Annotated in this window: 15 protein-coding genes, 1 tRNA gene and 1 pseudogene; 9 read left to right on the top strand and 8 right to left on the bottom strand. The window is 58.9% G+C overall.

Going from position 1 to position 11,960, the window contains the following annotated elements; all coding sequences use genetic code 11:
• Window positions 1-87: 87 nt before the first annotated feature.
• Both DBIPINDM_RS36560 and DBIPINDM_RS36555 read right to left on the bottom strand, forming a co-directional pair.
• Window positions 88-384 carry a hypothetical protein gene (locus DBIPINDM_RS36560; RefSeq protein ID WP_258583797.1) on the bottom strand — a complete coding sequence of 99 codons (297 nt, stop codon included), beginning with the start codon at window positions 382-384 and terminating at the stop codon, window positions 88-90.
• A gap of 147 nt (window positions 385-531) precedes the next feature.
• Window positions 532-789, bottom strand: a complete 258-nt coding sequence (locus DBIPINDM_RS36555; RefSeq protein ID WP_258583796.1) for a hypothetical protein — start codon at window positions 787-789, stop codon at window positions 532-534.
• Window positions 790-1,107: 318 nt separating this feature from the next.
• Between DBIPINDM_RS36555 and DBIPINDM_RS36550 the strand changes: the two genes are divergently transcribed.
• The gene (locus tag DBIPINDM_RS36550; protein ID WP_095199884.1) at window positions 1,108-1,311 is read left to right on the top strand and encodes a hypothetical protein; all 204 of its coding nucleotides are present in this window, start codon (window positions 1,108-1,110) and stop codon (window positions 1,309-1,311) included.
• 891 nt (window positions 1,312-2,202) lie between these two features.
• Here the strand turns inward: DBIPINDM_RS36550 and DBIPINDM_RS36545 are convergent.
• A complete protein-coding gene (locus DBIPINDM_RS36545) occupies window positions 2,203-2,394 on the bottom strand; it encodes a DUF1059 domain-containing protein (RefSeq protein ID WP_258583795.1) in 192 nt (63 codons plus the stop codon).
• Between the two features lie 346 nt (window positions 2,395-2,740).
• A complete protein-coding gene (locus DBIPINDM_RS36540) occupies window positions 2,741-2,992 on the bottom strand; it encodes a hypothetical protein (RefSeq protein WP_258583794.1) in 252 nt (83 codons plus the stop codon).
• Window positions 2,993-3,961: 969 nt separating this feature from the next.
• Between DBIPINDM_RS36540 and DBIPINDM_RS36535 the strand changes: the two genes are divergently transcribed.
• Both DBIPINDM_RS36535 and DBIPINDM_RS36530 read left to right on the top strand, forming a co-directional pair.
• Complete coding sequence (locus tag DBIPINDM_RS36535; protein ID WP_258583793.1) at window positions 3,962-4,150, top strand: hypothetical protein; 189 nt, start codon at window positions 3,962-3,964, stop codon at window positions 4,148-4,150.
• A gap of 247 nt (window positions 4,151-4,397) precedes the next feature.
• On the top strand, window positions 4,398-4,580 hold the full coding sequence (locus tag DBIPINDM_RS36530) for a hypothetical protein (RefSeq protein ID WP_258583792.1): 183 nt from the start codon (window positions 4,398-4,400) through the stop codon (window positions 4,578-4,580).
• 6 nt (window positions 4,581-4,586) lie between these two features.
• Here DBIPINDM_RS36530 and DBIPINDM_RS36525 read toward each other — a convergent pair.
• The 3 genes and pseudogenes from DBIPINDM_RS36525 to DBIPINDM_RS36515 all read right to left on the bottom strand — a co-directional run bounded on the left by DBIPINDM_RS36525 (window position 4,587) and on the right by DBIPINDM_RS36515 (window position 6,361).
• Window positions 4,587-4,834, bottom strand: a pseudogene (locus DBIPINDM_RS36525) (hypothetical protein).
• 389 nt (window positions 4,835-5,223) lie between these two features.
• On the bottom strand, window positions 5,224-5,445 hold the full coding sequence (locus DBIPINDM_RS36520) for a hypothetical protein (RefSeq protein ID WP_258583791.1): 222 nt from the start codon (window positions 5,443-5,445) through the stop codon (window positions 5,224-5,226).
• A gap of 676 nt (window positions 5,446-6,121) precedes the next feature.
• Window positions 6,122-6,361, bottom strand: a complete 240-nt coding sequence (locus DBIPINDM_RS36515) for a hypothetical protein (protein ID WP_258583790.1) — start codon at window positions 6,359-6,361, stop codon at window positions 6,122-6,124.
• Between the two features lie 182 nt (window positions 6,362-6,543).
• Between DBIPINDM_RS36515 and DBIPINDM_RS36510 the strand changes: the two genes are divergently transcribed.
• A tRNA-Ser gene (locus DBIPINDM_RS36510) sits at window positions 6,544-6,633 on the top strand.
• Window positions 6,634-7,398: 765 nt separating this feature from the next.
• Here DBIPINDM_RS36510 and DBIPINDM_RS36505 read toward each other — a convergent pair.
• The gene (locus DBIPINDM_RS36505; protein WP_010909424.1) at window positions 7,399-7,632 is read right to left on the bottom strand and encodes a hypothetical protein; all 234 of its coding nucleotides are present in this window, start codon (window positions 7,630-7,632) and stop codon (window positions 7,399-7,401) included.
• Window positions 7,633-7,970: 338 nt separating this feature from the next.
• Here DBIPINDM_RS36505 and DBIPINDM_RS36500 point away from each other — a divergent pair, with 338 nt between their 5' ends.
• From DBIPINDM_RS36500 to DBIPINDM_RS36480, 5 genes are all read left to right on the top strand, one after another.
• Window positions 7,971-8,768 (top strand): sterol desaturase family protein, encoded by a 798-nt coding sequence (locus tag DBIPINDM_RS36500; RefSeq protein ID WP_258583789.1) that lies wholly within the window; start codon window positions 7,971-7,973, stop codon window positions 8,766-8,768.
• Between the two features lie 142 nt (window positions 8,769-8,910).
• Window positions 8,911-9,717 carry an alpha/beta fold hydrolase gene (locus DBIPINDM_RS36495; protein ID WP_258589430.1) on the top strand — a complete coding sequence of 269 codons (807 nt, stop codon included), beginning with the start codon at window positions 8,911-8,913 and terminating at the stop codon, window positions 9,715-9,717.
• Window positions 9,718-9,786: 69 nt separating this feature from the next.
• Window positions 9,787-10,485 carry a DUF2161 domain-containing phosphodiesterase gene (locus DBIPINDM_RS36490; RefSeq protein WP_258583788.1) on the top strand — a complete coding sequence of 233 codons (699 nt, stop codon included), beginning with the start codon at window positions 9,787-9,789 and terminating at the stop codon, window positions 10,483-10,485.
• 56 nt (window positions 10,486-10,541) lie between these two features.
• Window positions 10,542-10,949 (top strand): DUF930 domain-containing protein, encoded by a 408-nt coding sequence (locus tag DBIPINDM_RS36485; RefSeq protein ID WP_258583787.1) that lies wholly within the window; start codon window positions 10,542-10,544, stop codon window positions 10,947-10,949.
• Window positions 10,950-11,133: 184 nt separating this feature from the next.
• Complete coding sequence (locus DBIPINDM_RS36480) at window positions 11,134-11,820, top strand: TerC family protein (RefSeq protein ID WP_258583786.1); 687 nt, start codon at window positions 11,134-11,136, stop codon at window positions 11,818-11,820.
• The last annotated feature ends 140 nt before the right edge of the window (window positions 11,821-11,960 follow it).

The raw sequence follows: 11,960 nt of genomic DNA, 5'->3' as shown, positions 1-11,960 counted from the left end.
TCATTGACCCAGAAAACGACGGAAAGCTCAAAAATGGAAAACCCGCCACCGTGAGGCAGCGGGCCGAATGCGACAGCGTGTCGTATTTCAGTAGCGGTAGTAGTGCCTATGGTGGTGATGCCTGTGGTGGTAGTAGTGCCGGTAGTAGTGCCGGTGGTGGTGGTGGTATCGGTAGTACGGGCGATATTGCTCCTCATAGTACTGGTCACCATAGTAATCTCGGTTGTAATAGTGGCGATAGGGGGGCGGAAATCCTCCGAAGCCACCAAAAAAGTCACCGTTATAGCCCCCGAAGGGCGAGAAAAGAAATTGCGCTTGCGTCGGTTCAACTACAGCGGCCGTGCCAGCAATCGCGAGCACGGATGCGAGTATCAGCTTCCTCACGGTTACCTCCATCGGTTCGATCGAGAATAACGCGAAGGCTGGCCGACTCGTTCCTCCCGCGACCGGGCTCTGGATCAGTTTCCGCAGTCGCGTGCAAAAGCCCGCCACCGTGAGGCAGCGGGCTTCAAGTGTCCGAAGGGCAATTGATCAGGCTTTGGTGTCTGCCTGTCTCGTTTTTGCCAGCTCCAAGACGTTAAGTGATGCCCCGGTCATCTGTCCCACCATCCGCAACAACCTCACGATGTCGCCAACGGCTTCGTTGACAAGAGCGTCCTGGCCCAGCTCGGGAATTTGCTCCATCGCCAGTTCGCAAACGCGGACTATCGCGCATGCATCATAGCCGCGATCGATATCAGCCTCGGTGATTAGGCCCCGATCCGGCTCGACAGACACGGCGGCGTTCATACGACACCCCCTTTTCCGGCGACACGCGCTATGTCGTCCATAATGAAGTTGAAGTCCTGCCCGTCGTATTCCCAGACGCGATGCACCCGCACCTTGGCGGCGAGGTCGTCAAGCGTCGCCGCCGGATAGCGAAGGAGCGCGTTGGCCGCGTAGCAGGATCCCGCATCCTTAGATGCTTGGAAACAACAAGACGTAGACGGGTTTCGGAGTTATATCGATTTACGCAATCCTGAGTTGCTAGACTCGCGCGACACCCCGGCAGTTAATTTTACCTCAGGCGGAGAGGGAAAAGGTCGCGAACTGGGAGGAATTCAATCTATGGATTACGATTTCGACGCCGGCAATCAACCAGAAAATCAGCCTTACGAAGTCGCCTCATTCGCCAGAAAGCATGGCTTGACAATACCAGCCGCGGACGCAGTCCTTTTCGCCAAGGGGCCATCACGGGAGGCATGCGATGCCGCTGCATTGGCCTTCCTCTGCGCTATCGCCGCACAGGCCAAGAAACAGTCGGCGCGCTAGCCTTTCCGCAACGTGCGCAAGGCCCGATGACTGCTGGCCCTGTCCTTGGTGGTGAGGATGGTGCGCCAATGCGGTTTCTCGAACACGCTTACGACGTAGGTTGTGGCCGGCTTGTCGGTCATCTGCTGGCCTTTGCCTTTGGTTCCTTCATTCGCATGCTTCTTATATATTAGCATTGGCACATATATTCGCCAGCCGGCGCCCGCCCCTCGAAGCCTCGCCGGTTAGGCCCGGTGCGCTACTGCCCCAACAAGTACGCGCCGGGCCGCTGCAATCGCCCGTCCTGTTGCCTTCATCACAATGAACGGCGACACGCGTGAGCCTCCGTGGGACACCTTCTCGCATGGAAAGAGCAGTAGGCCTTTACCGATGCCCAGGAAGTCCACCCTTTGCCTGCATCCTGGAGAGCGGCAAATGCAGCTATATCGGCCAGGACGCCTACCGTTCCGGCGACCACAAGCCGGACTTTGACTCATTGCCGTGGGAAGCCGAATACAGGGCCACAAAACAAAAGGCCTAAGAGGGAAACCCGCCGGGCGAAGACCCCAACCACCTCAAACCCGGCGAGCCTACTACCTGATCAGGTACGCGATCAGGGCCGGGATTAGCCGGCACCTTCTCCGAAGCAAGAGCGATGCCAGCACCCTAGTCCTGAAGTGGGACAGGAGGCAAAATGACCGCCTCTCCATTCACTGCAGCGGCGGCCCGTCCCTTGCGAAGTGGCAATGAAACGCTGATGCCGTAGCTTCCGCGATCACGCCATAACGCTGCCCCGATAAATCGGCCATCTGTCCAGCGCGGCGGACCTATTTCCGCCTGTGGCCGGCGCCTATTCCCCAACGCCCCCCGCCCAAGGGGCGCCGGCCATTTTCCTGCGCTAGAGCCCTGGCTTCAGGCTGGGACGCCTTCATGGATCGCTTTCCTGACCTGGGAGCGGAGTTCGGGCGTATCGTGTTCCCTATGTACAGACACAGCGTGCTGTACCGCAGCCTCGATCAGTTCGTCCTCTCGATCTGCGGAGATCACAATGGTGCATTTCATTTCACTCGGGAATTCTCGGCAGTCTATGTATTTGCGTGCCATCGGTTCCTCCCTGGGAAATCTTGCCGCTTTTCAGCGGCCAAACAGCATACTCCTGCACGCTGAGCCCCGCCAGCGCGCGTTTCCGCCGGCCGCTGTCCTACAGCGCGGAGGCGTCTGGCGCGCTCTGGCGCGTCCCGCTGCGCACAAGGGCGGCCAACATCCGCTGTTCGGCCGCGAGGCGGTAGCGCTTTGCCGCACAAGACGGCAACATCAGCCACCTGGCTCGATGTCTTGAGCGTGCGGCGAAGCGGCCTCACAGGTCGAACAGATCGTCGTCCTTCACCTCATCGCCAATGCGGTTTCTCGAACACGCTGACGACGTAGGTTGTGGCCGGCCTGTCGGTCATTATCGGCCGGATGAGACACTACCGTCTCGACGAATGGGCTGATGAGCAGGATCCGGTTTTGCGTCGGTGCTTTTCGTCGAGCGCTTATAGCAAAGCCCGAATGCCATCAGGAAATATCCGACTTGCAGAATCGTCAGCGTGAGGACGGTCCAAGCGAGCGCCTTGCCGACAGATCCGGCTTCTATGTTGGCCCAGATCGCCACTACGGCCGACGTGGTGAACATCCCCACCAAAAATTGCGGAAAATACATGGTTGCCCCGCCCCCCGTTAACGATAGCCCGCCGCTCCATTTGCGAAGCGGCGGGGCCCCCCATTTGCCCCCCGATTGCTGGGTGAGAGATGTCCCCGGCATTGCTGACAGTGCAATAGCGGTGCCAGACACGATGGCCCATTACGGAACACCTATGCCAATGACGCAAGACCGGATTGCCGATTAACATTATCTGTGGCTAATATGACACCCAGGGGTCGGAAGGGACGGAACGACCCCGCCAGCGCGAGTTTCGGCCGCCGCCCCCTCCGACTGTCGGGCCGCCCGATCAAGTGTCCGAAGGGCAATTGATAGTGCCTTCACCTCGATCGAACGTCGGCTTCCAGTCGCGGTTGCGCTGCTTAGAGGACCGCTGCTGACAACAGCAGGATAAGGCCGATCCCCATCATCAGAAGGCCTGGCCAGTTCTGCGACAGGCCAAGGAAGCCGAGGCCGCGCCGACGCGGCTCAAGTGTCGGACCTGGGGTTGCGAGATTTGGCGTTGGGCGATCAGGCCTAGCAGGAGAAGGCGTCGGATCGCTCAGTCGCCCGCGCCTTAGAACCGCGCCGGCCATGTACACAACGCCAGCGACAGTAAGCAACGCTCCAATGATGGTGACGGCCATTTGGAGAGAACGGTGAAGATACCCAGCGGTTCCACCCAAAAGCCCCCTACGACCTTACCGTCGATATAGGAAGGCCGTTGGCTCTGCAGGATCTAGCGATTCTTGGGCTTGATCTCCTCGATCTTGGCGCCCTCGCCGACCCCGTAGACTGACACCGCGACAAGGCGCATAGTTCGCCCATGTCGCTGCCTCAACGCACCGATCTAGCGAACGACAATGGCAAACGTGAAGACCATCTGGCGGCGGCTATTGCTGCCCTTCACGCTGCCTTAAAAGGGCTGGATGCTCCCGTTGAACTGCTGGCCAGCAAGATCAAAGCGCCTGTAGAGGGAGCGTCGCAGCTGTGGCCTACACGGTGATCTGGTACGGGAAAAAGGGCATCGTGGAGAAGACGCCATTTGATGCCGAGAAAGCTGCGAGGGACCATGTCTTTGCCACCTTTCCCGCTCGAAAGCGGGATGACGATATCGTAGCGGTGGAAATTCGCAAAGACGACGGCACGGTTGTATTCAGTCGAGCCGGAGGCAGTTAAAGTCGTTGGCATTTGCGTTTTAGAGGGATGCCCGGCAATCACCTGAATGCGTCGGGTCCGCTGCCGGGGAGACAGCGGACTCAAACTAGGGCCAAGAGGGGCAAGGCCCTTTATGATCCCTATGCGGGGATCATGGTGATAACACCGGGGCGGCTACAAACGTTCCGCCGGCTGAAAGATATATCCGGCTGCCTGCGTAGGCTACCCAACCGTAGGGCTTCATTGGAGCTATCTAACGGAATGTGCTATGATTCGTGCCGTGGGCAAGAAAGCAACAAAGCAGAGCCGCGAAGAGCCAATCGACCGCGAAAGAGTGGCCGAGGCTCACTTCTATGCTCGCAGATGCGGTCTTACCCGAGAGGAAGCTCTGAAGCTTCTCAAAGAGGCCAGCCCGTCAAAGCCGGTGATCCATCTGGTCGGCAAGGGGTAAGGGCCGCTAGGCCCTGCCCAGCCGTAGGGGCCGCACCGGCCTCGTGGTGTTCCACTGGACGAATTCGACTTCCTTCCCTGTCACTTCCCGTACTGCCTTTAACAGCGCCTCATGCAGGGTCCGCGTTGAGCGGTAGTGATCGCAGCTAGGCGATATCAGCGGCTTGACGATGCTTCTGTGGAGCGCTCCCGCTGCCGTCAGAAAGCGTTCGATTCAGCCTGTGAAAGTTGTTTAGAAGGTTTGGTCCTGGCCATAGGCGATCTCCGTTGAAGGGTCGCCGCAACGGAGGATGATATTGCTTGTCTCGATGAAGCTGGCAATGGTGGTCCTATGAAAAAACCCGCTGCCTATCCTCAGAGGAGTGGCAACGGGCTGGAGTGTTATGGAGGGCAATTAAGCCCACCGTAATATTAGGTCGGGAAGGCGTGCTTGTCGTTAAGCGATTGCCTGTCGACGACGATTGGGGGGCATGTGTCTGTGCAGAGGCGCCCCGCCAGCGCGCATCCCGGCCGGCCGCTGTCCTACACCGTCGAAGCGCCCCGCGCGTCCTGGCGCCCGCCTGTGGCTGTTCTATAGCCAGGAAAGTGCGCCGGCTTTGACGGGAGTCAAAAAGCCGTTGGTTTGGCCGGACAGGCCCGCGCCCTTAATTGTGGTTATCCAACAAGAGAGCAAGCTTTCTGGTTGCCGCGCTTTCTACAATCAGTTCCTCCAAACCGATGTCGCCGACGCGCGCATTGTTGACGCTACGCCTGATTACACGGAGTGCTTCATATATCGAAACTGCGGTGGTCTTCGCGTGATCATCCAGATAACGGCCGACTTCAATCACGGCATCCGCATCGATGTCGAATGGTAATTCTCGCATGGCACCCTCCCGCGCGGCACCCGAACCTTGCGAGCATACAACTGCCAGCCGAAACGCAGCATCATCAATAAGGAGGAAGCCCGCGCTTCAATGTTCCATTGTCTTCAACAAAGCCACGCCAGCGCCAGCGGCCAGGGTGTCGGCAAGAGTCTTTTTTGAGGCATGGCGAACTCCGGTGAAGGGGTCGCTGCAACGAAGGAATATAATCCTGTCTCAGCCTCGCCTGCCACCAGCTTCAGGTTGCGTGCTGAATTTACCATTTGTTGAGCATATTAGCGCACCATAATAAGCGGACATGCCAAGTAGCTCGTACATGACTAAAGGCCCCGGCGACTGACCCTGCGCCGGGGCCTTTTCGTTCCCTAGATCCGCTTGAAGTCGGCAAACTTCCCACGACGAAAAAAAAAAGCCCGCCGGCCGGAGTCAGCGAGCCTTACGCTTCCTTCGTTCGCATGTTTCGCTGATATGAGCAGGGGTGCATACATCTTCGCCAGTCGGCGCTGCCATCCTCAAGGCCCTGCCGGTCAGGCCCAGTGGCCTTCCGCTGCCAGTTCCCTCTAGCAACCAAGCTACTGGGCCGCAGTGGCGCGATTTGCGCCAAGTATGTGGCATGAAGGCGCCGAACAGAAGGTGTTGCTTGATGCTCCGGACAGACAATGGCGCGGCGTTGAGGCTTTCAGATTTTGCCGATCCTAACGATGCCGTAATTGCCGCAATCGAGCTCTATGGGCCGGAAGCGCAGACCGCAGCGGCCTACTGTGCCATGGAAGCACACTTCGCCGGGCGACCGGCCGATTTCCGCCTCTGGTGCGACGTCTTTCGCGTCTTCAAAGCCAGATTCCATTGAGAGCCACGCAGGGCCGGCGTTCACCCGAAGATAGCTAGCGAGCGCCTGGGGCCATTCGAACATCGGCATCACGCTTGACCTCTATTTACACGTCATGCCTGGGATGCAGGCGGATGCGGCCGAGCAAGTTGACGTGGCGTTGCAGGCGGCTATAAGCAGCGAGCGAAAAGGCAAATAGTTGCAAAGTGCGTTGCAAAGGGCTTTTTAAGGCACGTTGCAGATAGACAAAAACGCAATGATTGCAACTGCTTGGAGGGATGGCCGAGCGGTTTAAGGCACCGGTCTTGAAAACCGGCGTGGGCGCAAGTTCACCGTGGGTTCGAATCCCACTCCCTCCGCCATAAATTTACGCAATGTCTTGATAGGCTTGGATAATTTGCGTCTGCCTTAGTTGGTGCCTAACTTTTTTGCGCTATGAACCGTTGGTTGCCGGCGCGAATACCCCTCTAAGCATCGCCATGTCGGGATCTTTTTTCGTGCTCTTCGGGCTCATAATGGGCCGGCGCTTCCAGCAAATCGATTCGCATTGGTCGGTGCCTGCTATGGGGCACCAAGCCTTGTTATAGCCGCCCAGCTCACTCTGAACCTCTCTTGACCAAATATTAGCTTTCTATAATATAGATACCGCTATAGTCCGGAGCGGACCCATGAAAGCCCTGTTGTTCGCGACCCTTGCTACGGTGTCGGCATTCTCGATTCAGGCCATGGCGGAAGATAAGATTCCTGACGCGGATGGATTAAAAACCGCCGCGATATTTTCCGACTTGAGCTGTATATATAACAACAAGCTTTTCTCTATAGGAGCGATAATTTGCCCCTATGAGAACGTCAGATTGACTTGCGTGGCCACTACCGATGATTGGAAGCACGCTAAATTTGAACCTACTGACGGAGCATGTAAGCCCACGGATGCATCCGGTCTTACTGCTCGATAATCCGGCGATCAAAGCATTCTTCACGCGGGGGAAAATGGCTCCGTCGGTTGTGGCCTGTAGGCGATGAAGCCAACTGCGACGGCACATGATTGGCTTCGCGATACCGTGATGTCGGTTTGTCGGGCGGCGTATCCGCGGCGATGACAAGCCCGCGTAGCGCCGGGAGATGGCTCAGTCGGATGGCTGGGTACGCTCCGCGATGGCAAATGCCTGCAGGTTCTTGGCCTTGCCGATGTCCTGATCCGCATTTGCGATGATCGAAAAGAAGGCCGCTCTCGCTATGTCCTTCTTCGAGGCCTTGGGGTGCGCTTTCTGGGCTGCCTTGACAAGCTGCTTGGGAGACATGTCGGGCGTGACGATCCTCATGAGGGTGTCGCCGATCGCACTCATTTCACTTGCGTCCATGACGGGGTGTCCTGTGCTGACCGTAGAGCCACCATAGCAAGGACGGTTCGCGACTGCCAAGATGGTTCCTGAAATAGAAAACCCCACCGGCAGGGAACCGGAGGGGTTGGTCTTGGGAGGACGCGCGGCACGCGCTGCGTTCGTCGACCGCGCCTTGCCCAGATACCGCCCGCTTGCGACACCGATGTGACAGACAGGTGAGCGTCTCGATCACATCCTCGGCCGTGAGCGTAACCGGGACAACGGCATCAAGCCTTTGGAAAGGAGAAATGTGGTTCTGTCCGGAAGCTGGAGCGCGGGCGGGTGCTTGCCAAAGGCAAGGCAATAGAGGCGGGTGAATGGATATATTTGGCATCAAGGCGCTGTTGATCTCCGCGTTGATCTTCATTCCGTTCGAACATCTGTTCCACGAACGGCCCCAGAAGACCCTCCGCAAGGGCCTGGGTGTCGATCTGATCTATGTGCTGTTCAACGGCCTCATCATAAAAGTGGCCATCGTTCTGATTGCGGCCAACACCCTCGACGCTGCCGCGATCCTGGTCCCGCAATCCATGACGCACGCCGTCGGCGGCCAGCCTGTCTGGCTGCAGGTCGCGGAAATCATCCTGATCACCGATATCGGCGTCTACTGGGCACACCGGGCCTTCCACAAAATCCCCGCGCTTTGGAAATTCCACGCCGTTCACCACGGCATTGAGGAGCTGGACTGGCTCGGCGCCTTCCACTCCCACCCGGTCGACGCCATCGCCACAAAGGCAATATCGCTGACGCCGATCTTTTTCCTCGGCTTCTCCGAAGTCTCGATCGCCGTCTTTTCATCCATCTATTTTGGACACACGCTGCTTGTTCATTCAAACCTGCGGATTCCGTTTGGCCCCTTGAAGTGGCTGATTGCCAGCCCGCAGTTCCATCATTGGCACCATGCCAACCAGCGCGAAGCCTATGACAAGAACTTCGCCGGGCAGCTGCCTGTCCTCGACATGGTGTTCGGCACCTACAATGCCACTGGCAACAAGGTGCCGGAAAAATACGGCGTCGATGATCCGATCCCCTCCAGCTACTTCGGACAGGTCAGCTATCCGCTCCTGCCGCGCGAGAAGCCATCGAACCATCCTTTGCCGAGCACCGAAGCCTGACGGCTGACATCGGCGGCGCACGACCTCTTCCCGGAAATTGGCGGTGTCGCCTGATGGCAGCAGACTTTCAGTCGCGAGTTGGTTTTGGTGGATACCAGCAATAATTGTAGGTCCTGCGCATTCGCCTCGAGGCTTTCCCGGCATGGACTATCACGACGACGACCTCAGGAAATTCGAAGCGCATGGCGCCACGCCTTTGCCAGCCACCAGAGACGAAGGTCAGGTGGAACATGAGGGGGCAAAAATCTGGTACGCCGCGTTTGGAGCCGGGCCTCCCGTGATCCTGTTGCATGGCGGCCTTGGCCATAGCGGCAACTGGGGATTTCAGGTTCCCGCGCTGGTCGAGCATGGCTACCAGGTCGTGGTGATCGACAGCCGCGGCCACGGGCGCAGCACCCGCGACGAACGGCCGTACAAATACGAACTGATGGCTTCCGACGTCCTGGCCGTAATGGACACGTTGCACCTGAAAAAGGCGGCTGTGGTGGGTTGGAGCGATGGCGCCTGCATCGCCCTGATCCTTGGCATGAAAGCCGCCGACCGCGTCACGGGCGTGTTCTTCTTCGGCTGCAACATGGATCCGAGCGGCACCAAGGAGTTCGAGCCTAGTCCAATTATCGAGCGCTGTTTCGGCCGGCATGCCAAGGACTATGCCGAACTATCAGCGACACCGGACCAGTTCGATGCATTCGTCAAAGCCGTCGGCCTGATGATGAAGACCGAACCCAATTATTCAGCCGCCGACCTGGCGCGGACGCGCGTGCCCGTGGCGATCGTTCAAAGCGAGCATGACGAGTTCATTAGAGACGAGCACGCGACCTATCTGGCCCGCAGCGTCCCGGCGTCGAAATTGATCATCCTGCCCGGCGTCAGCCATTTCGCGCCGCTGCAACGACCTGAGCAGTTCAACGGCGTGCTGCTGGCCTTCCTCGAAAACATTTATTCCTGAGCATAGGGTGCGCCGCTCCCCCTTGAAGCCGGAAGGCTTTTTTGCGTCGAATCGGCTAAGCCTTGAGGCATGAACGAGACCTCACTCTATGCGCCGGTGAAGCGGTTCCTGGAAAATCTCGACTTCGTCGTGAAGGGGGAGATTGGCGGCTGCGACATCGTCGCGCTGCGCGAGGGCGAGCCGCCAGTGGTCGTCATCTGCGAATTGAAGCTGCAGTTCAATCTGGAACTGGTGCTGCAAGGCGTCGACCGCGCGGCCGCTTGCGACGAAGTGTGGCTGGCGGCGCGCATGTCGGCACGGGGCAAGGGCCGCGAAAGCGACGCCCGGTTCCGCAATCTGTGTCGTCGGCTTGGTTTCGGCGTGCTTGGCGTGACAGCCAGTGACAAGGTCGAAGTGCTTGTCAGTCCCGCCGCTCCGGAGCCGCGCAAGAACGCACGACGGCGCTCCCGCCTTGTCGACGAACACCAGCGCCGCCGTGGCGACCCCGTCGCCGGCGGAGGATCGCGCAATCCGATCATGACCGCCTACCGCCAAAGCGCCCTCACCTGCGCCGCCGCCCTTGTGGATGGTCCCAAAAGGCCGCGTGATCTGAAGGCCTTGACAGCAATCGCACCTAAGATTCTGCAGCACAATGTCTATGGCTGGTTCGCGCGCGTCGATCGCGGCCTTTACGATCTCACCGATGCCGGCCGCGCCTCGCTGGTCCGTTGGCCGCAAACCTCGCACGATGATGTCCGACACGAGATTTTGATTGCGTCGACCCCCTGAATGCGATGGCTTGCCGGGCATGAAGCGCCCCTCTTGGTTGATTTTTCAGACAAAACATGCTGCTTGTCCCGCCCATGAAGACACTCTGCATGACAGCCATTGCGTCCCTGACGCTGGCTTTCCCGGCCAGCGCAATGGACAATGCTTTGCGTGCCGGGCTGATGAAACTTGATCCGCAAACACGCCTCGAGCAGCGCTGCGATGCCGAAGTCCTGGACCGGATCACCCACGATGACCGCAAGTTCAAGGCCGACCGTGTCGTCGCCTACGCCTTCGCGACGCCCGAGATGAGCGCCGATGCGATCAGGAGCCCCGGTGCGGCGTTCCGCAGCAAGGGACAATGGTACCGGCTGAAGTTCAAATGCCAGACCGGGCCGGACCATATGGAAGTCCTGCAGCTGCGCTACCGGATCGGCGATGAGATTCCGGAAGCCGACTGGGCGAAGTACAATCTCTACGATTAGTTTTCGCGGGCTAGCGTCGCCTTCGGCTCACGGGCCGGCGGCGGCTGAAAATCCCCTGTAATACCCCTGCCACGAAAGTGGTTTTCCAGTGTTGTCTGTCACAGCGTCTTGACGCCAGCGGACCATGCCTTTAGGCCCGTCTGGACAATCGACAACGAACACTCGGCGAAGGGCTTCCAGGTCGATGGAAATATTTACCGCCGAGGGCATATCGGCTCTTTTTCAAGTCATCGCCATCGATCTTGCGCTTGCGGGCGACAATGCCATCGTCATCGGCCTCGCAGCGGCCGGCCTGCCGGCCGCCCAGCGCAAGCGCGCCATTCTCGTCGGCATCGCGGCGGCCACCGTGCTGCGCATCTTCTTCGCCCTGATCACGCAATGGCTGCTCACCATTGGACCGATGCTGCTTCTGGCCGGCGGCCTGCTGCTGCTGTGGGTGTGCTGGAAGATGTGGCGCGAATTGCGCGTCAGCCACGATGATGAGCGAAACGCCACCGAAGCGCTGTCGAATGGCGATTTCGACAAGGATGGCGTCATCGGCGGCAAGGGATCGGGCAAGACCCTCTCCCAGGCCGCCTGGCAGATCGTCATCGCCGACGTGTCGATGTCGCTCGACAATGTTCTGGCCGTCGCTGGTGCGGCCATGAACCATCCGACAGTGCTGATCATCGGATTGGCTCTGTCGATCGCCTTGATGGGCTTTGCCGCGTCGTTTGTCGCGCGCCTGCTGCACAAATACCGCTGGATTGCCTATATCGGCCTGGCGATCATCCTCTACGTCGCGGTCAAGATGCTGCTTGACGGAGCCGTGCAGCAATTCCCCGAGCACTTCGCTTTCCTGGCGCCTTGGTTCGGTTCCGGAGGTCACTGATCCACCCCGATGGCACGGACCAGCCTGCCGGCCGGTTTGCTTGATTGCGCAACCCATGCTATTGCGCCGCGCGTATTGGCTCTTGCCATGCGTTACAGACCGACATTTACAGCGACTTGAGGCCGGACCAGCGTTTCGGC

It is taken from the genome of Mesorhizobium sp. AR02 (assembly GCF_024746835.1).
Lineage (GTDB): Bacteria > Pseudomonadota > Alphaproteobacteria > Rhizobiales > Rhizobiaceae > Mesorhizobium.
The sequence above is the reverse complement of the archived record's forward strand: the minus strand, read 5'-3'. Positions and strand labels throughout refer to the sequence as shown.